Source organism: Pyrobaculum organotrophum (assembly GCF_055384425.1).
The window spans coordinates 1361254-1380017 of the sequence record NZ_AP042430.1; the positions used below are offsets into that span (position 1 = coordinate 1361254).

The 18764-nt window shown below is 55.7% G+C and carries 16 protein-coding genes and 6 pseudogenes; 18 read left to right on the top strand and 4 right to left on the bottom strand.

Translation table 11 applies throughout. The annotated features are described in order from the left end of the window. The first annotated feature begins 6 nt into the window (after positions 1-6). From ACZ49R_RS08330 to ACZ49R_RS08385, 12 genes and pseudogenes are all read left to right on the top strand, one after another. Positions 7-1005 (top strand): tRNA sulfurtransferase, encoded by a 999-nt coding sequence (locus ACZ49R_RS08330; protein ID WP_464732685.1) that lies wholly within the window; start codon positions 7-9, stop codon positions 1003-1005. Positions 1006-1172: 167 nt separating this feature from the next. Further along, on the top strand, positions 1173-1811 hold the full coding sequence (locus ACZ49R_RS08335; RefSeq protein ID WP_464732686.1) for a DUF981 family protein: 639 nt from the start codon (positions 1173-1175) through the stop codon (positions 1809-1811). An 18-nt stretch (positions 1812-1829) separates the two neighbouring features. Next, positions 1830-2255, top strand: coding sequence for a Rossmann-fold NAD(P)-binding domain-containing protein (locus ACZ49R_RS08340; RefSeq protein WP_464732687.1), 426 nt, complete (start codon positions 1830-1832; stop codon positions 2253-2255). Further along, complete coding sequence (locus ACZ49R_RS08345) at positions 2243-2782, top strand: hypothetical protein (protein ID WP_464732688.1); 540 nt, start codon at positions 2243-2245, stop codon at positions 2780-2782. The genes ACZ49R_RS08340 and ACZ49R_RS08345 overlap by 13 nt, the downstream gene beginning before the upstream one ends. Positions 2783-3218: 436 nt before the next feature. Next, a complete protein-coding gene (locus ACZ49R_RS08350; RefSeq protein ID WP_464732689.1) occupies positions 3219-3671 on the top strand; it encodes a hypothetical protein in 453 nt (150 codons plus the stop codon). Between the two features lie 87 nt (positions 3672-3758). Further along, positions 3759-4463: pseudogene (locus ACZ49R_RS08355) on the top strand (FAD-dependent thymidylate synthase); the annotation flags it as partial. Between the two features lie 605 nt (positions 4464-5068). Continuing rightward, the gene (locus ACZ49R_RS08360) at positions 5069-5194 is read left to right on the top strand and encodes a hypothetical protein (RefSeq protein ID WP_464732690.1); all 126 of its coding nucleotides are present in this window, start codon (positions 5069-5071) and stop codon (positions 5192-5194) included. A gap of 27 nt (positions 5195-5221) precedes the next feature. Beyond that, positions 5222-5524, top strand: a complete 303-nt coding sequence (locus tag ACZ49R_RS08365) for a hypothetical protein (protein ID WP_464732691.1) — start codon at positions 5222-5224, stop codon at positions 5522-5524. A 33-nt stretch (positions 5525-5557) separates the two neighbouring features. Next, on the top strand, positions 5558-5860 hold the full coding sequence (locus tag ACZ49R_RS08370; protein ID WP_464732692.1) for a hypothetical protein: 303 nt from the start codon (positions 5558-5560) through the stop codon (positions 5858-5860). Positions 5861-5915: 55 nt separating this feature from the next. Beyond that, the gene (locus ACZ49R_RS08375; protein WP_464732693.1) at positions 5916-6083 is read left to right on the top strand and encodes a hypothetical protein; all 168 of its coding nucleotides are present in this window, start codon (positions 5916-5918) and stop codon (positions 6081-6083) included. Between the two features lie 101 nt (positions 6084-6184). Further along, positions 6185-7419 (top strand): annotated as a pseudogene (locus tag ACZ49R_RS08380) (nuclease/transposase family protein). A 236-nt stretch (positions 7420-7655) separates the two neighbouring features. Further along, positions 7656-8191 (top strand): annotated as a pseudogene (locus ACZ49R_RS08385) (acyl CoA:acetate/3-ketoacid CoA transferase); the annotation flags it as partial. Between the two features lie 121 nt (positions 8192-8312). On the opposite strand, the gene ACZ49R_RS08390 reads toward ACZ49R_RS08385, so the two are convergent. After that, the gene (locus tag ACZ49R_RS08390; RefSeq protein WP_464732694.1) at positions 8313-8438 is read right to left on the bottom strand and encodes a hypothetical protein; all 126 of its coding nucleotides are present in this window, start codon (positions 8436-8438) and stop codon (positions 8313-8315) included. A 448-nt stretch (positions 8439-8886) separates the two neighbouring features. Between ACZ49R_RS08390 and ACZ49R_RS08395 the strand changes: the two genes are divergently transcribed. Further along, positions 8887-10599, top strand: a complete 1713-nt coding sequence (locus ACZ49R_RS08395) for a FeoB small GTPase domain-containing protein (RefSeq protein WP_464732695.1) — start codon at positions 8887-8889, stop codon at positions 10597-10599. Here the strand turns inward: ACZ49R_RS08395 and ACZ49R_RS08400 are convergent. Next, entirely contained in the window at positions 10577-11080 is a 504-nt protein-coding gene (locus ACZ49R_RS08400; RefSeq protein ID WP_464732696.1) for a hypothetical protein, read from the bottom strand. The two genes, ACZ49R_RS08395 and ACZ49R_RS08400, sit on opposite strands and share 23 nt — an antisense overlap. Positions 11081-11109: 29 nt before the next feature. Here ACZ49R_RS08400 and ACZ49R_RS08405 point away from each other — a divergent pair, with 29 nt between their 5' ends. After that, a complete protein-coding gene (locus ACZ49R_RS08405) occupies positions 11110-11298 on the top strand; it encodes a hypothetical protein (protein ID WP_464732697.1) in 189 nt (62 codons plus the stop codon). 153 nt (positions 11299-11451) lie between these two features. Here ACZ49R_RS08405 and ACZ49R_RS08410 read toward each other — a convergent pair. Together ACZ49R_RS08410 and ACZ49R_RS08415 are read right to left on the bottom strand one after the other, a co-directional pair. Beyond that, positions 11452-13340, bottom strand: a pseudogene (locus ACZ49R_RS08410) (acetate--CoA ligase). A 1-nt stretch (position 13341) separates the two neighbouring features. Further along, a pseudogene (locus tag ACZ49R_RS08415) lies at positions 13342-14762 on the bottom strand (aldehyde dehydrogenase family protein). Between the two features lie 123 nt (positions 14763-14885). Here ACZ49R_RS08415 and ACZ49R_RS08420 point away from each other — a divergent pair. The 4 genes and pseudogenes from ACZ49R_RS08420 to ACZ49R_RS08435 all read left to right on the top strand — a co-directional run bounded on the left by ACZ49R_RS08420 (position 14886) and on the right by ACZ49R_RS08435 (position 18570). Further along, positions 14886-16382, top strand: a complete 1497-nt coding sequence (locus ACZ49R_RS08420) for a 4-hydroxyphenylacetate 3-hydroxylase family protein (RefSeq protein ID WP_464732698.1) — start codon at positions 14886-14888, stop codon at positions 16380-16382. A gap of 83 nt (positions 16383-16465) precedes the next feature. Beyond that, positions 16466-17614: pseudogene (locus ACZ49R_RS08425) on the top strand (FAD-dependent oxidoreductase); the annotation flags it as partial. Positions 17615-17861: 247 nt separating this feature from the next. Further along, on the top strand, positions 17862-18050 hold the full coding sequence (locus tag ACZ49R_RS08430) for a hypothetical protein (protein WP_464732699.1): 189 nt from the start codon (positions 17862-17864) through the stop codon (positions 18048-18050). Then, positions 18028-18570 carry a nucleotidyltransferase gene (locus ACZ49R_RS08435; RefSeq protein WP_464732700.1) on the top strand — a complete coding sequence of 181 codons (543 nt, stop codon included), beginning with the start codon at positions 18028-18030 and terminating at the stop codon, positions 18568-18570. The genes ACZ49R_RS08430 and ACZ49R_RS08435 overlap by 23 nt, the downstream gene beginning before the upstream one ends. Positions 18571-18764 lie beyond the last annotated feature (194 nt).

Below are 18764 nucleotides of genomic sequence, written 5' to 3' on the forward strand. Positions count from 1 at the left end.
CCCGATGTGGAGCTCTATATAGAAGTTAGGGCAAATAGGGCGTACGCATTCGATAAAGAGTATCGCGGCCCCGGCGGGCTCCCCCTGGGCTCCGAGGGCAAGGTACTCGCTCTAGTGTCCGGCGGCATCGACTCGCCGGTCGCGGCTTGGTATATAATGAGGCGGGGGGCCTACGCCGACATTCTACACTGCAGCCTGGGAGGCTCGCTTGCTCTCTCGGCGACACTTAAGGTGATCGAGAGGCTCCTCGAGTGGTCGTACGGCTACAACACGAGAGTGTACGTGGCTGACTGCGCTAAGATAGCCGACTCGATAAGGAGAAACATCGACAGCCATCTGTGGTCTATAGCGTTCAAGAGAGCCTTGTACAGGTTGGCAGAGGTTATCGCGAGGAGGGCCAAGGCTCAAGCTATAGTGACGGGCGAGTCCCTGGGCCAAGGCTCCTCGCAGACTCTCCAAGCTCTCTCCGCGGTGGAGAAAGATATAGACATGCCCGTCTTGAGGCCGCTTATAGGCCTGGACAAGGAGGAGATAGTCGAGACGGCCAAGAGGATAGGGACTTACGAGCTCTCGACGCAAGTGCCTGAGTACTGCGCGATATTCTCAAGGGAGCCCAGACGCTGGGCCTCAACCGCCGAAATTGAGGCGATAGACCTCGCTTTATGGGACATAATACAGGCAACTGCTACGGAGGCGAAGGTCTACAAAAAGACCGAGCTGAGGGAGGTAGCTACATCGTTGTCTTCAGAGGCCCACTCGGTGGTCATAGACCAGCCTCCGCCGGGCGCCGTCATAGTGGATCTGCGCGATGAGGAGTCCTACGCCAAGTGGCATCTGCCCGGCGCAGTGAGAGTAGACGTAGACAAGGTCTTCGACTTCGTGGAGAAGATGGGAAGGGATAACGTTTACGTCTTCTACTGTTATACCGGCGGGTTGAGCGCGGACGTGGCGGAGCGTCTGCGCAAGTCGGGCTATAAGGCATACAGTCTATTGAGAAAATCATAAATAATGTAAAATATTACTTTATAGTCTTAAAAAATAAAATATGATAATTATGTTAAAATTTATAATATTTCGCTATTTCTCTTTTCGATGTAATCGTATATCGCTAACAATTAAATATTACATCGAAAAGAGAATAAGATATTTAATTGTTAGCGATATATCGATATATGCCTCTGTTTATAGACCCCCTTGACTCGTGGCTAGATCTATTAGGAACTACATCGTTGCTCTCAGCCTACTGGATTTACGTTAATCTAGTCTCCAAAACGCCGAGCAGCGGCAAGGCCTTTCTCAATAGATCTATTGGCTATTTCTATTTAGCAGTGGGCATATACGCACTATCGAGTGGCTTGTGGGCTCTCGCCACATGGCCTTTGCCGAGTTCGTATAATCTCATCTTCTCAGATGCGTGGCCCATCTTCGGCGTAGCGCTCATCATATTGGGCCTCTTCAATTTGACGTATACGGCTGAAGCTCAGGGGGAGGGTGAACAACTCCGCCTGAGGGGGGCGCTCGTTGGCATAGCGGCGCTCTCCTTAATCCCGCTCATCTATGGAGTAGATATATGGGTCTATGGGCTGACGAACGAGCCAGCGCTTGCAGGCTTGATGTTCTTTTCAATAGGTCTGGCGGGCGTCTTAAGCCCAGCGCTGACTCTGAAGAGCGTGGGCAAAAGCATGGCGTACCTCCTTATGTTTCTATTGGTAGTTGCTGGCATAATCGCGTTGCTCATAGGCGTACAGGCCATATTTATCCACACGGCCACGTGGAGAAACTGGACGCCCTGGTACGGCACCTCTAAATAATTAGCTACAACCTTTTTCATGGCTCTTCTGATCTCAGAGCGGGATGTGAACGAGCTTTTGAGTTTCAGGGACGCTATAAGCGCCGTCGAGGACGCATTCCGCCTTATGGCTGAGGGCCAGGCTGTAAACCTCCCCAGACGGAGGGCTATAACTAAGGGGGCCGTGTTGCACACGCTTCAAGGCATTGTCCTCGGCAGCTACAATGTGGCAGGCCTTAAGACATACTTGAGCACGCGAGACGGGTCCCGTTTCGTTGTGTTGCTGTTCGACGTAGCGTCGGGCGAGCTGTTGGCAATAATTGAGGCCGATCGGCTGGGCCAGATCAGAACCGGAGCCGCGTCTGCAGTTGCCACAAAGTATATGGCGCGCCCTAACTCGAGGACTTTGGGCATAGTTGGCTCAGGGAGGCAGGCAAGGGCTCAGTTTGAGCCTTGGCCGAGCTGATTAGGCCGGCCCTAGTGAAAATATACAGCAGAACGCCAGGCCATGCGATTCTCTTCGCCGAGATGGTTAAATCGAGCGGCTACGAGGCGACCGTCGCCGAGAGCTACGCCGAGGTTGCCGACGTTGACGTGCTCTGTACTGCAACTAACTCTCCAGAGCCTTTCATCAAAGGGGAGCACCTCAAGCCCGGCATCCACATAAACGCGGTCGGAAGCAACTGGGCTCATAGAGCTGAGCTGGCGCCGGATGCGGTGGCCAAGACCGACATAATTGCCGTGGACGACGTAGTCCAGGCGAGAGAGGAGGCGGGCGACCTCATTCAGGCCAACGCCCTGGAGAGGGCTGTGCCTCTCTCAGACATAGTGGCCGGCAAAGCTAGAGGCAGATCGAATGAGTACTCCATAACTATCTTCAAGTCGATGGGAATAGCTGTCGAGGACCTTGTAGTTGCGAAGATAGTGTATGAGAGGGCTCTGAGGGCCGGCATGGGGCGGGAGATACCTTTCTCAGGCCGTTGGCCGAGTTGAGGCAAGCTTAAATAGCCTGGGCGCCGCAGGCCCGTGGACCCAGTCGAGAAGGCAAGAGAGGCGTTGCGGGCATACCCGTTGTGCGACTCATGTCTGGGGAGGTTGTTTGCGTCGATGGGACACGGCATAGAGAACAAGGAGAGGGGGCTCTTGAAGCTTAAACCGAAGCATGTGGCGTGCGCGGCTCGGGCGCGTGCCCCGAGCTCCCCCGGGGAAGGCCGGTGTTGTGAAGGGAAGCACGTGGAATATATCCACCGCCGGACTTCCAGCTTTGAGGTGGCCACCGGCCGACATCGTTGAGGTGGGGCCGAGAAGACTAGTTGTCAACTTCAGTTTCTTCAACAAAACGGTGTACTACGTGGAGAAGCGCAAATACGCAATCGGAGCCTACATCTTGCATGCCCCCTAGCTTTTTGCCAAACACCCGCTTTGCCACATGCGCCCAGTCAAAGAGAGGGATAGGACTGCGTTTATTATGTCCGCTGACGATGTCAGAAGACTCATTGTCCACCGCTTTGTGTCGATACCACACGCAAGGGGATTTCTCTTTGTCCACAAGCGCGACCTCGACGCCTTGCCGCCCCACCGGATCGTCAACGCCGACGACGGCTACTTCTTTTCGCTCTACATGACGAGGGACTACAGAGGGTACGTGCTAGGGAAACTAGGCATTGCGTTAGGGCAATTTTTTGACATGTTCGGCATGCCGAAGTCCGTGTGGGTGAGTTACTACCTTATTCCAATAATCTCCTTCCGCCACGGCAAGCATATTGTGGACATATCCGTGTACCCCCAGTTTCTCAAGGCGGAATTCTGGCCCCACCCAGACGCGCCGTGGCCGGAGCGGCTGTTCATATACGACGACGGGCAGTGGAGAGAGGGAGGTTGACGTTGATCAGTATCTCGACAGGGAGGAGTGGGAGGAGATATATCTCTACCACTAACATCCTTTTTTCTCCCTACCTCTCCTCACGTCATGTACGTCAGAGAGACGCCGGCCGTCCGGCTGATCGGCTCGTGGGGTTCTGAGTCGCTAGTCTCAGCTCTTACAGATGTGCTCTACCGGGGCGTCTCCCTAGAGGAGGCGCTTAAGCAAGGCGGCGACGTCGTGGCGAGGCGCATCTCGGCTTTCTACAGGCAGGGCCACTGGTCTGTCTTCGAGTTCATGGGGGCTCAGTTTCTCGTGGAGTGCTCCCGCGCCTGTCACACCCAGTTCATAAGACACAGGCTCGCCTCCTACTGGTCTGAGTCGCAACGCTACGTCGACTACGCGCGGAGGGAGGTTAGGTTCGTAGTGCCCAGGGGCTTCCCCGCCGACCTCCTCAAGAGGGCCTACGAGGACTATGTGAGACTTAGGGAGGGCTGGAGGCCGGAGTACGCCAGGATGGTCCTCCCCAACGCCACCGCCGTCCTCTTCGCCGTCCAGATGAACGCCAGGGAGCTCTTGTTGAACTTCGTCCCCTTGAGGTGTGCCTACGCCGCCCAGGCCGAGATTAGACACGTCTGTTGGCAGATGTACGCCCACGCCTGGAGGCTCTGGCCCACGCTGTCCCGTCTCGTCTGGGACGACTTGCCCAGCCTCCATAGGGACTTCTGCACCAAGGTGCCGAAGGGCGAGGACTGCCGCCTATATGCCATAAGAGACGCCGAGGAGAAACACGGCCCGCTCCCGAAGCCCTGGGAATATCACGTTTTTCACCTTGAACAGTTTTTCTGCATGAGGAAGGCTGTAGCGTTGTTGGCTCTGGCGGTCGGCGTGGCGGTCGCCGCAGTGTTCATTCTGTTTTTCAACACCGGCAGCATCTACAGCGGCTCCATATCCTACGAGGCCAATTACACAGTTTCTGACTATGCAGTATATGGCAAAGACAAGATCCCGTTGAGCGGGTGGATGATAGTCGGCGTTAAAGGCGACGAGGGGTATGCGGCTTACAAGTTTGAGGTAGAGTACCTACTCTTTAAATTCAGACTCACCGGGGCCGGGGTTGTAAAAGACGGCATCTACTACATGATGACTTGTATGAACGACGAGTGTCAAGTGGAGAAGACGAGGGTAGATGAGCTCCCGATGCATCCAATTACCAGACAGATCTTGAAGAAAGAAGTGTCGGGCTTTAAAGCCGCAGTGAAGGAGTTGGGCGACTGCGAACATGCTGGTAGAAAAGGCAAGCTTTATGAAATAGAGATGGAGATAGAGGGGCGCTATGCTGAACTTCTATACGGCGAGAGGGGGCCGATATACGAGAATTCGTTGATATGTCTAGCAGATTTCGGTACGAAAAGACTGTGGTAAAATCCGCCTCAGGCGAGCTCTTAGAAATGAGAGTCGAGGCCTACATCAACAGCTTCAGCCCATACAGCCAAGAGAGACTAAACGCAGTCCTCTGGGAGATAAAATCCCGCGAAAAATAAACACGCTTTCAACCCCACATTTTCTCTATGGTAGGGAGAGCCACGTTGGCATTGTTGGCACTTGCGGCTCTGGCGATCAGCGCAACTATGTCCACAGTCACTAAGACGGTGACACAATATGTCACAATCACGGTGATTGTTATGCAAACCGCTTGCGTGCCGTACGCCATGCAGACAGTCTACGTGCTGAACGCCACACAGACGATCTATGTGCCGAACGGCACGCAGACGGTCTACGTGCCGTACGTCGACCCCATCAGCTACGTCGCGTTGGGAGTCGGAGCTGTCCTAGGGATAGTTGGGGCAATTGCGCTTGCGAAAAGAAGATAACTCTCCCTTTTTTCCCAGCCCCCAGATGTGCATATGAGCCAAACCCAATTCCCTAAATTACTTGAAAACGCTATCAGCGAATTGGGAGGAGATCTGGTTAGTATACAACCATGTGGCGATGACGTAGTGTATATAAAAACAACTGAAGACAGTGGGTGTTTTGCCCTAATACCCGATCCGTTTTCCCCAGGATATCCAGTACTTGTTTCGTGTCAAGAGTATTGTTTTCCGGAAGAGGAAAACGAGAAGGAGGAGGAAAAGGAGTTGTGGGAAATATTTGAAATGGAATGGGAACGGGACGAGTGGGAACAAGAGGAGGAGGACGAGGAGTGGTAGATCACCTCTTTTTTTCCGTCTCTCTCGCATTTCTCCCCGCCTGTGCAACCGCGCCATGCGGATTCTAGACGTGTTTCTGGCGGCGATGGCCGTCGCCACAGTCGCGGTGTGGGCCGTCGCTTACGCCATCACACGCTCTGAGACAGTCCTCTGGGCGTTTGTGGCGGTGACGGCGCTCTCCGCCGCGGCCCTCGGCACACTCTGGGCCTTCCGCCGGAGTTGAAACATTCACCTGCCTGTCGTCGTCGCTGTCAGGCAGGTTAGTCGAAATAGTTGAAAGGGCGTCTCTTCAACTAGCTTTTCTCCCCCACGCCCTTTACGCGTATGAACCAAATATACAGGGCGCTGAAGATCAGAATCCCATGGCGTCTCGTCGAGGAGCGGCCGGACGTCCTAGACCTCGCCGTAAGGATGCGCCTTGCGGTTGAGGAGTACGCCAGAAGGCTGTTAAAGGAGATTACGGGACGAGAGGAGCCCAGACTCACGGCGGAGGAGTTGGACAGCCTCCTCACGCCGGACAGAAGAGAGTTTGCGCGCCGAATAATTGAGGAGGTGTTCCCCAAGTGCGGTCTCAAGAAGTACTTCGTAAAGCAAGCCAAACTGTTCTGGCGCGACGTGGCGTTCCGCCGGGCTGTTCCGTTTGACGCCCAACTTAGGATTGAGGACGAGAGAGACATTAGCATGGCCGTCTTCGTCGACCTTAAGAGCGGCGTAGTCAGAGTGCGGAAGTTGGGCATACCGCCTTTTGCCGTCGAGCTGAAGAAGGGCAACGTCGCTTGGATTAGGCGGAGGTTGGAGGAGGGCGCGAGGCTCAAATTGGCGCTTCTCGGCGTTGAGAAGAGAAGTGGTAAGAAGGAGCCGACCTATGGAAGACTCTACGTTGCCCTTGTCTTCGCCAGAGAGGTGACGCCGGTGGAGCCCAGGGCGCTTGTCGTTGTCGACGTGAACCGTCTTGACCACGGCATAATGGTGGGCGTTGTAAAAGACGGCAAGATCGTAAGGCGGATGAGACTTCCCGACGAGGGCGTGATAAGGAAGCTGAGGAGACTTCACGAGGAGATAAGCCGCCTTGACGAACGAGCCGCGAGGGAGGCGGACCCCGTCAGAAGGAGACGGCTTGAGGACAGAGCCCGCTACCTCAAGTCCAGGCGGTATAGGAAGATAAGAGGTGTCGTTAAAGACGTCGTGGGCAAGATAATTGAACTCGCCAAGGCATACAACGCCGCCGTCGTGGTGGACGCGATAGAAGACGAAAGCTACCGAGAGCTGAAGGAGGGGGACTGGAGCGGGGAGGAGAAACACTTCCTAGACGGTTTGGGACAACTGAGGAGAAGGTTGAATGAGCTCGCGCAGTGGTACGGCTGTATTCGACCATCTGCCCCCGTTGTGGTGCGAAGATGGAGGAGCTGAGTAACAGGCGGATGCACTGCCCCACCTGCGGCTTCTCAGACCACAGAGACAACGTGCCACTGATATGGGCAAAGAGGAGGTACTGGGAGCTACTCCAGAAACAACCCGTTTTTTCCACTCCGGCGACCATAACACTTTTAACCTCGTAACTGTTTCACATTCATGAGCCACATCCCCGGCCCTGGGGCCCGGCGACTAGGGGGCACAGCCAGCCCCCAACGACCCGAGCCCCCTCGCCCGCGGCCGCCCCTCCGGGCGTCTCCGCAGGCAGGCCCCAAGCCCCCCGGAGAGGGCCGGGAGCCGCAAAGGGGGGCTAATGGCCCATGGCGGTGCCAAAAATCTACAACTATCGTCGTCTTTTCTCACAGTAAGTAAATTTCCAATCGCCGTAATTCCAATGCCTGAACAATTTATCCTGTATGAAGGCGGAGCTATAGACGCCTCATCGCTTGGCTTTTTACAAATAGATAAAGAGGGGAATGTAAAATCCGGCATTTCTCCCCGGCAGAATGCCAGGCCCCGGCGGATTTCCCATAATTGCAATTGGCTCGCCAAGACTGTTTTTCGCCGGCGGATTTACTGCAGGAAGAAGAGAAATTAAGGTAAAAGACTCTAGTTATAGAGGAAGACGGCGCTATCACCAAATTTGTTAACAAAGTCTACAAGATCGTATCCAGTGGGCGTTACGCCAGAGAAGAGGGGAAAGAGGTGTGGTATATTACCGAGAGAGCTGTGTTTAAACTTATGCAAAATGGAGTAGAGCTTGTAGAAGTGGCGCCAGGCGTAGATGTAGAAAGAGATATATTTAACAAAATGGAGTTTAAGCCTATTATAGGACGTGTAGAGGAGATAGATAGGAGGATCTTCTGTGAACAACGCATGGGGTTGAGAGAAGAGGCCCTAGAAATTGTGAAAAAGTAGACATGGGAAACACATCCCCCTATCTCTTTCTTGACCTCTTTTTGGGGGTTTGGGGGCCTGTCTTGGGGTGGGGCTTGTGTGGGGGTTGGATGTCTGATTGTTTTTATCTCTGTCTGCCGCCTTAGGGGGCTGGACGTCGTTTATGTGTAGTAGAGAGGCCGCCGGGGAGGCGGCTTGTCACACCTTCTCTACCAACTCTCGACACCTCTCCCACACCCACGCCATCGAGACGCCGTCCCCCATACATATTAATATCTCTAAAACGTCTCCCCGATTACCTCGTGCGTCAACGCCTCTCTTCTACCAACCGCCAGGGAATTTCCACCCTCAGCGTTCTGTATGCATTCATGGCTATTTCTACGGCTGGGAGTGAGATCTCTGCTAGTTATGGAAGGCGTATGGGGGCAGGCCGAAAGTTTCGGCGGTGGCCCTCGGCTGAGTTTCCTCAGACAGAGACTAGAGAGTTATTTTTCCGTTACGGACAGCCATTAGTAAGCTCGACATGCGTCGTGTCCTCAAGTAGCATATACTCAAAGCTCTTCAATTATCTCACAAGTCTTGGCTAGAAGAAAGGTAAAGACTTACCGTGTGGCTATGGAAGCTTTTGGAGAAACTTTGAATCAGAACTAGAACTGGTTTTCTCTAGAATTTAACTTTGTCAAAAAGGCTTAAATATTCACAATGTTAATGTTGACATGGCTACACTCCGGTATGCTCTTGCTGGGCCGGCTAACGTGGGGAAGTCTTCGCTTTTTTACGCCTTGACTGGGATATATGTAAGAACTGCAAATTACCCAGGTACCACTGTGGAGATAAAAAGGGCGTCGATAAGGCGGGGAGGCGTTACAATTGAAGTGGTAGATCTCCCAGGGATTATCAATATAAAGAGTCCCGTGGATGAAGATGAAAAAGTTGCATTCCGCGAGGCGTTTGAAGGGACTTACGACGGCGTTATAGTAGTGGCGGCGCCACATGCAATAAAAGAGGCGATTGAGCTTGCGAAGTTGGTAAGTCAGAAAAAGCCCGTAATCTTCGTCTACAACATGGTGGACTTGGCAAAGCCGCCTTGGACTGAGGAGGAGTTGTCTAAGATACTTGGCGTGCCGGTGGTGTTTACCTCGGCTGTAAAACGCGTTGGTATAAATAAATTAACCGAGTTAATGACAAAAGGCGCGGGGGGCAAAATTACGGGAGATGTTCACATAGAAGTGTCGGCGGTTGCGGCATTAAAGACCGGCATCTTCGCCAGACCCCCCTTTGCCGTTGCCACCCTACTGTCGCTTGGGTTGGCCATGTTGTTTTTCCTACTCGCCTTCATGGAGGGGGTGACGCCCTTTGGCGAATTTCCATATGCGTTTATCCCCACGTGGGATTCTATTAGCGAATCTGTGGCCGAGGCGATTAAGGCATCTGTCGGCGACCCCATCCTTGCCTCTCTGCTAGCAGACGGCCTCTGGGACGCCCTCTCTACCGTGGTGTCTATCTCGGTGTATGTCCTGGTGGCACTCGCCCTAGTGCTGTTTTTTGAAGACAGCGGCCTCATAGGGCTATTGACGTATAAATTAGAAAGAAGGCTGGCGGCACTGGGCATACCGCCGAGGGGGGTGGTATGTCTCCTCGTGGGGGCGTCATGTAACGTGCCGGCTGTCTCTACAGCGAGAGTGCTCTGGGGCCATGGAAACAGGCTGTTGACAGCCCTCCTCGTCCCCTACGTGCCGTGCGTGGCTAGGTTGGCGATATTTACGGCAGTGGCTGTCGCCGCTTTGACAAAAACGCCCTACTTAATCCCCCTGGCGATCTTCCTGCCCTACGCCGCCGCCTTTGCCATAGTATGGATCGCCTCCGCTGTATTTAGGTTAATGTTTGGCGTAAAGCCGGCGCCCGCCGGAGAGGTGCCGCCGACGCCCCTCATGTTGCCAAACGGCCGTATATATTTAACAAAACTCGCCACCTCTATGAAAGACTTTTTGATAAAAGTAGTGCTTTTAATCGCCATATTTGTCGTCGCGCTGTGGCCGTTGACGCACTTCGGTCCCGGCGGATACACAGAGGACATGGCCGCGTCATATCTGGCAGAGTTCGGCAGAGCTATAGAGCCTCTGTTTGCCCCCCTGGGCCTTCCATGGAACGTGGCGGCGAGTCTCGTGGGGGGCTGGGTGTTCAAGGAGGTGGTGCTTGGCCTCATGGAGGGGCTCAAGGCCTTGGACGCACTGGCGGCTCTGCCGCTGCCCTCGGTCTCGGCCTTCCTTGTCTTTTCGGCGTTCTACTCCGCCTGCGTAGCCACCCTAGCCGCCGTTTACAGAACAGCTGGCGCAAAGGCAACGGCGCTTTCAGCTGTGGTACAGCTGGCCTTGGCCTACGCCGCCGCCTACCTAGTGTTTGTCGCTACCTCTGCACTAGTGCACTAAGTAGAGGGCCATGTCTATGTACACCTCGGCTGAGTTTTCCAAGTAGTCCAAAACCCTGACTACATGTATCGCCTCTCTCCCTCTGGGCCATCTCAAGGGCTATATGCCGCAACCTCCCTAGGCTCTTGAGGTAGTCAAGAATATCCTCTACGCCTCCCCTCGCCTTCTCTAGTCCAGCGATGGCATCTGCTAAAAGCCTAAATAGCGGCTTCTCCGCTCCCTCGGAGGCCAGAGCGGCCAGGTGGTCGGCCGCACGTTCGTAGTACCTAGCCAACTGTATATAGAAGGGGCAAGTCGGCGTGGGCCACTTCACACAGAGCCTGTTCATCCTCAGCCTATGTCTATCTATCTCTTGGTCAAGGGCCGAAATCCCCTTGGAAGTAACTACTCCGGCCGCTAGGGCGTCTGCCATATATTTCAACGCTCTCAGCATCATCTCTGCCACGGCCTCCTTGTCCACCACGCTGTCGAAAAACTCCACCCTAAGCTTAAAAATATTAAGTTCTACATGTGTCTCGTAATTACATGCATGGACTACCGCCTAAGCGAGGAGATCCTCAGGAAGGTCGGCCCGACGTCCTCGTGATTAGGGCCGCCAGCGCCAACGTAAGAGGTGTGGCTAGATCTCTCGTGGGGCTTCCCGTCCAGGAGGTCTATCCCAGGGTCAGCCCGCCGACCCCCAGGTGGAGGAGGCGTTGAGAAGCGGCAAAGCCATAAGGCCTCTAGTCGTACCCTAACGCTTTCCCCCCAGGCCGGTCCCCCTGGGGCCTACCCTGTTTAACGACCTAGAAACAGGTTGGGAAAGGTATACACGTATTTTCAAAAATTCGTGTTAAAGACGTTTGGCGGGGTTTAGCTGAGTTTTTTCCTTAGCTCCTCAAGGGCCTCCTCGTCTTCTAGGGTGCTTAGGTCGCCCACGGGTTGCCCGGTGGCCATAGCCCTCAGCACTCTCCTCATGACCTTGCCTGTCCTGGTCTTGGGGAGCTTATCCAGTATCACGACTTTTCCAACTACGGCGACGGGGCCAAGGGAGTTCTTGAGGTGTTTAACCACCTCCTCTTCCGTGATTTTCATGCCTTGTTTGGGCACCACGAAGACCCCCAGCACCTCGCCTCTGACTTCATCTGGCACGCCCACCACGGCGGCCTCGGCGACGGCGGGGTGGCTGGTGAGTATGTCCTCCACCTCCCTGGTGGAGAGCCTGTGGCCGGCCACCTTTATCACGTCGTCGGAGCGGCTCATTATGTGGAGGTGCCCGTCTTGGTCTATGTAGCCGAGGTCGCCGGTGTAGTAGTAGCCTGGGAAGCGGGACCAATAGGACTTGACGTATCTCTCCGGGTCACGCCACAGCGTGTGTAAGAAGGCGGGGGCAGCGGCGGCTTGGCCACCACGTGTCCCTTGGCGCCGGGCGGAAGCGGCTTCCCGTCGTCGTCTAGGATCTGCAGGTTGAGGGTGGGGTAGGGCATGCCCACCGAGCCGTATTTGTAGCGGAAGCCGCCTAGGTTCATGGAGCCGGGGGCTGTGACGAAGCAAGCGGTCTCGGTCTGGCCCCATATGTCGGCTATCTGGCAGTCGGACCTCCCCCTACATATCTCCCGCCTCATCCAGTTGTAGGCCTCTTCGTTGAGGACCTCGCCGGTGGAGTAGAGGGCCATTAGGCTGTCTAGCTTGTACCTCCTAGGCCACTCGTCGCCGTATTTCATCAACAGCCTGATGGCGGTGGGGGAGAACAACATGTGTGTGACCTTGTAGGTGTCGGCGATTTCCCACCAGATGCCGGGGTGGGGGTAGTCGGGGGCGTCCTCGTACCATAGCACGGTCAGGCCGTTGAGGAGGGGGCCGTGGACGCCGTAGTGGTGGCCGGAGATCCAGCCTATGTCGGCTGTGGAGAAGAAGACTATGTCCTCTCTGAACTCCCTCTCGGCTCCGGTGAGGTGGTTGAAGGCGTACCATACCCACACCATATACTGGCCGTGTAAGTGGAGTATGCCCTTCGGCTTGCCGGTTGTGCCGGAGGTGTACAGTATGAAGAGCGGCGCCTCCCCGGGCACCCACTCGGGCTCTATGTAGGTGTTTGGGGGGATCTTGGCTATCTCCTCTTGCCACCAGAGGTCTCTGCCCTGCTTCATGGGGACCTCGACCCCCGTGTGTTTATACACCACCGTGAATATGTCGTTGCCCACAATCTTCAGCGCCTCGTCTACGGTGGGCTTCAGGGGGATCACCCTGCCGCGTCTCCTCATGCCGTCTGCGGTTATCACCACCTTGGCCTCGGCGTCTTTTATCCTCTCGGCGAGCGCCTGGGGGCCGAAGCCTGAGAAGATCATTGTGTGCACCGCCCCAATTCTGTTCACGGCCAACATCGCCACCATGGCCTCGGGTATCATCGGCATGTATATCGCCACTCTGTCGCCCCGCTCTACGCCGAGGCTCTTCAGAAGCACGGCGAAGCGGTTGACCTCTCTGTAGAGGTCCCAGTACCTGAGCACCCTGGTGGCGCCGTCCGCCGAGACCCAGATCAACGCCGCCTTGTTGGCCCTCCCGCCTTTAACGTGCCTATCTAGGGCGTTGTAGGAGATGTTGGTCTTGCCGCCTACGAACCACCTGTAGAAGGGGGGGTTGGAGTCGTCGTAGGTCTTCTTCCACCTCTCCCTCCAGTGCAGTCTCTCCGCCTGCTTCTCCCAGAAGCCGATGGGGTCCTCCAGCGACTTCTTGTATACCTCTATGAACTCCGCGGACATATCAAAGCCCGAAGACGAGGAACTTGGGCTCTGTGTAGTATATCATGGTCGACCTCACGCCCTCTCTCCAGCCGAAGCCCGACATCTTAACGCCGCCGTAGGGGAGGGCGTCGAACCTCACCCTGGTGCTCTCGTTTATCATGACCGCCCCCGCCTTTATGGCTCTCGCCACCCTAAGCGCCTTCTTGTAGTCCGAGGTGAAGACAGCAGACTGTAGGCCGTACTGGGTGGCGTTGGCGAGGCGGACGGCCTCCTCCTCCCCCTCGAAGGGCACCACGGGCAGAACCGGCCCGAAGACCTCCTCCCTAAGCGCCTTAGCCTCGGCGTCGCCGTCGAAGAGGAGGACGGTGGGCTCGTAGAAGTAGCCCCTCCTGTTCATCCTCCTGCCCCCCGCCGCCAGTTTGGCGCCTTTCTCGAGGGCGTCTTTCACTACGCTGTCCATGGCCTTCACCATCTTCTCGGAGATGAGGGGGCCCATGTCTGTGCTGTAGTCCATGGGGTCGCCCACTCTTATGGCTTTCACATAGCCGAGGAGGAGCTCTACGAACTTGGGGTAGACCTCCCGCTCCACGAAAACCCTCTTGGTGGCGTTGCAGTTCTGGCCCGCGTTTTCGTACCGGGCTCTGGCGACGATCCTAGCCGCTGCGTCTAAATCGGCGTCTTTAAATACCACGGCCGGGTCGGAGTCTCCGGGCGCTATCATGAACTTCTTCCCCCTGGAGGCGGCCTTAGCTGCCACTTGTAGCCCCACCGCGGTGCTGCCGGTGAAGTTTATCCCAGCGACCTTGTCGCTCTGGATAAGCTCGTCGAAGACCTCCTCCCCGCTGCCTACAACTACGTTTACCACGCCCTCGGGCACCCTAGCCCTCTTCATAATCTCTAGGAACTTGAGGGCGGTGAGGGGGGTGTAGGAGGAGGGCTTCACGACGACTGTGTTCCCCGCCGCGATGACGGGGGCAACCTTGTGGGCGAAGGTGGAGGCGGGGTTGTTGTAGCTGAGGGCCCCCCGACGACGCCCACGGGCTCTCTCACGGCCACCACGAGTCTGTTTTCGTTGCCGATTGGGTACTCGTAGGCGTCTACCCTGGGGACCGACCCCTCTAGGATCAGCTTGGCCTCCTCCGCGCTGGAGCGGAAGATGTCTATCGCCCTCGTGATCTCCGCCTCGGCGTCTCTAATGGGCTTCCCGGACTCCGCCACCAGGGTCTTGAGGAGGTCCTCCCTGGCGGTCTCGGCAAGCTCGGCGGTCTTCAGCAAGACGCGGGTCCTCTTCCTCAGCGGTAGGGCCGACCAGCTGGCGAAGGCGTCCCACGCCGCATCTATGGCCCTTCTCACGTCTTCTCTCGTAGCTTTGGGAAGCTCGGCGATTACCTCCTCTGTAGCTGGATTAACTATAACAATTAAATCTTTTACATCTTTCATCACAGTTTCTTTCCATAGTCTTTTAATAATTTTTCTGATATAATATAAATGTGAAAATTTTTATAATTATTTAATATTATAAAGTTTCTTGGAAACTTTATATATGGCTCTTGCCGCAATGGCATGGGGCTACGTACAGGGGAACAATACGTCGAAGGTCTTCGAAATAGGAGACATGTAAAGGTATATGTTATGGGCAAGAGAGTTGAAGACGTGACAACAAATCTCTTTCTAAAGCCGTCTCTCCTCTCCTTTAAGGCTACCTTCGATGCCGCATTCCAGGAGGACACCCGCGACTTGGCCAGGGCTTACAGCCCCTTTATAAACGAGGAGATAAACAGGTTTGTACACATACACCAGGGCCCCCAAGACCTTGTGGCTAAGGTCAAGTTGCTCAGAGCCCTCAGCCACAAGACTGGGACATGCTTCCAGAGGTGCGTCGGGTGGGACGCGTTAAATACGCTATACATAATCACTGGGAAGATGGCCGAGAAGGGTAAGCCGATTTACAGAGAGCGCTTCTTTCAATATTTAGAGGAGGTTCAAAGACGGGACCTTGCGCTGGCCGGGGCTATGACAGACGCGAGAGGCGTGAGGTCTCTGAGACCCCACGAGCAACCCAACCCAGACGCCTACGTCAGAGTGGTGGAGGAGAGAGACGACGGCATAATCGTCAGGGGCGCGAAGGCCAACATCACCGGCGTGGCCCTAGTCGACGAGGTGATCGTGATGCCCACCAGGGCTATGACTGAGAAGGATGCCCCCTACGCTGTGGCCTTCGCCGTGCCGCTGGACAGCCCCGGCGTCACGGTCGTAGTGGGTAGGCAGATAAACGACGTGAGGAAGGCCGAGGGCGACATCGACGGGTTGCCGTATATGTCCCACCACGAGGGCCTCATAATATTCGAGGACGTGTTCGTGCCCTGGGACAGGGTCTTCCTCTACCAGGAGTGGCAGTGGGCGGGCCCGCTGGTGGAGGTCTTCTCCGCCTTCCACCGCCAGGGCTACGCTGGATGTAAGTCGGGGCTGGGCGACGTGATCATAGGGGCGGCCTACAACCTGGCGAAGCAGATCGGCGTCGCTGACAAGCCCAACATCGTGGATAAGTTGACCGAGATGGTGTTTCTAAACGAGAGCATGTACAGCGCCGGTCTCGCCGCCAGCTGGGAGGGGAAGAAGCTACTGAAAGACGGTGGCTGGTGGGTAAACCCGATGTATGCCAACGTCACGAAACACTTGGTGTCTAGGTTCCCTTATGAAATAGCAAGGCTAGCACATGACATTGCAGGCGGCATAATCGGGACGGCGCCTAGCGAGTTCGACCTCAAGAATTCCGAGATTAAACACCTCGTTGAAAAATACCTCCAGGGCGTGCCGGAGTTCACGGCAGAGGATAGGCTTAGGATGCTTAGACTACTGGAGAACGTAAGTATCAGTGTGGGCTTCCTCATAGAGTCAGTCCACGGCGCAGGGTCTCCCGCGGCGCAGAAGATAGTCTTCTCAAGGTTATATGACTTCCAGGGAGCCGAGGCGATAGCAAGGAGACTAGCTAGAATGAGGGGTCCCGAGCCACCAGGGGCGTCCGAACTGCATAGGAAGTCTGAGATAGAAAAGTTATAAAAACTAGATTATAGAAAATTAACATTTTCTTCATTTTTTGTAATTATAAAAAATCGATTTAAACCATAAAAATAAGCATATGTATGGATTTACTTATATATGACGTAGTGGTAATAGGCAGCGGCCTAGCTGGACTGAGAGCAGCAGTTGCCGCAGCCCTCCGGGGGGTTTCGGTGGCCGTGGTCACCAAGACGTCGGGCCCTCGGTCGCACAGCATCTCTGCCGAGAGCGGGATGGCCGCGGTGGTACACCCGGAGAAGACCGGCGACAGCCCGGAGCTCCACGCCTATGACACCGTGAAGGGCGGGGACTTCCTGGTGGATCAAGAGGCGGCTATAGTGCTGGCGAGGGAGGCCCCCGCCGAGGTTAAGTTCCTGGACTCCATCGGGGTGCTCTGGAGCAGAGACCCCGATGGAACCTATAGTCTGAGGATGTTCGGCGGTATGTCTAAGCCTAGGACGGTCTTTGCAAAGGATAGGACAGGATTCTACATAATGACAGCGCTATATAGATATGCCAAGTCTTTCCACAATATCCACTTTTACGAAGAGTACTTTGTCACGACGCTAGTGGTGAAAAACGACGTCTTCTACGGCCTGGTGGCGTTAGACATGAGGAGGGGAGAGCTGGTGGGGTTTGTGGCCAAGGCCGGCATCATCGCGGCGGGAGGCGCGGGGAGACTCTACCGTATGACCACCATGGGGTGGCTAAACACGGGCGAGGTTCTGGGCTACGCGCTTAAGGCAAGCGCGGCGCTGAGAGATATGGAGTTTGTCCAGTGGCACCCCACGGCGCTGGTCCCAAGCGGCATATTGATAAGCGAGGCCGCCAGGGCCGAGGGGGGCTGCCTCGTGAATAGACACGGCGAGAGGTTCATGAAGAGGTACGCCCCCGAGAAGATGGAGCTGGCGCCGAGGGACGTAGTGTCTAGGGCAATAATCACCGAGTGCATGGAGGGTAGGGGGTTCCTCCACGAGTCGGGCCTCTGCTACGTAGGTCTCGACGTTAGGCACATAGATAGGAAGAGGCTAGAGGAGAGGCTACCCCTCCTCCTGGAGCTCTCCAAGACCTATGCCGGGGTTGATCCAACCACGGAGTTGATACCCGTGAGGCCGGCCGTCCACTACTTCATGGGCGGAATATATACAGACGTCCGGGGGAGGGTGCTGAACCACAGGGGTGAGTGGATCAGGGGTCTCTGGGCGACTGGGGAAGCCGTCTCTACCGGCGTACCCAAGACCTGCAGGTTTGAAGAGCTCCGCCCAGGGCCCGTAGGGCAACCTCCCGAAGAAGACCTCGGCGTAGGCCACCACCTCGCCGCCCCTTATCACAATGGCGTTTATCTCCTCAGCTAGCTCTCCCCGCGGTTTTGCCGTCCCGAGATAGCGATTTGAGAACGGCGTAGTATATGGGCTTGAACTCCACATGGGTGAGGATTGGTAGATGTAAAAAGTTTTAAGGCATGACGCAGAGGGGGACGTGGTGAGGAGGTTCCCGCTGCAGGTGGCCGAGGAGAGGCTGGAGAAGATCGTGGTAATGGCGGCTAGGGCTGGTAGAAACGTCTTGTGGCTCTCGAGGGACGTCTTCACGCTTAGGAGCTGGGAGCCGCATGTGAGGTACCGGGCGAGGTACGTAGACGGGGCCTATGTCCTCGAGGAACAGTTGTAGCTCTGCAGTGGCCTTCCTTGCCAGATTAAACGCGGAGCTTGAGAGAAGGGGCCTTGGCCGAGTTGTAATCGTAGGCGGCTTCGCCGTGGAGCTCTACAGCGGCGGAGTATATAGGACCGGAGACGTCGACTTTGTGTTAGATACGCACAGCCCCCAGGCCGCTTTGGAGGTTTTCACGGCGTTGGCCAACGCGGCGGGTTGGCGGAGGGTGTCCAGAGTGTGGGAGGGGCCAAGCCCTCTTTACCTAGACCTCGTTGGTTTTGAATACTTGGGTAGGGTGAAGGAGCTGTGGGCCTGCGGCTCTAGGCTTTACGTTCAGTCGCCTGAGGACTCCGTCGTCTCAAGTCTCGCCGCCTGCGTTTGGTGGAATTCACCGGCTGACTGCGAAAGAGCGGCAGCCGTGCTCGCCGCCCAGTGGGAGCAAATCGACTGGGCCTATCTAAGGGAGAGGGCAAAGAGGGAGGAGGTCTTGGAAAAGCTCGTGGAGCTGGCGGATAAGGTGGCGCGGCTCAGAGGTTAGAGCCTGCGCGTTGGGGCTTCGGCGCATGGGGTCGGTTTGGGTTTTCCGGAGTACGTCTATGGACGCTTCAGCGCGGCGAGGGGATATAGAAACATTATATAAGTATTTGTTATGGAAAGGTTTTGAAGGATCTCGAGGAGTTCACCCAGCTGTGGAACGAGAGGATCTTCTAGAGGCCTATGTTCTACCTCCCG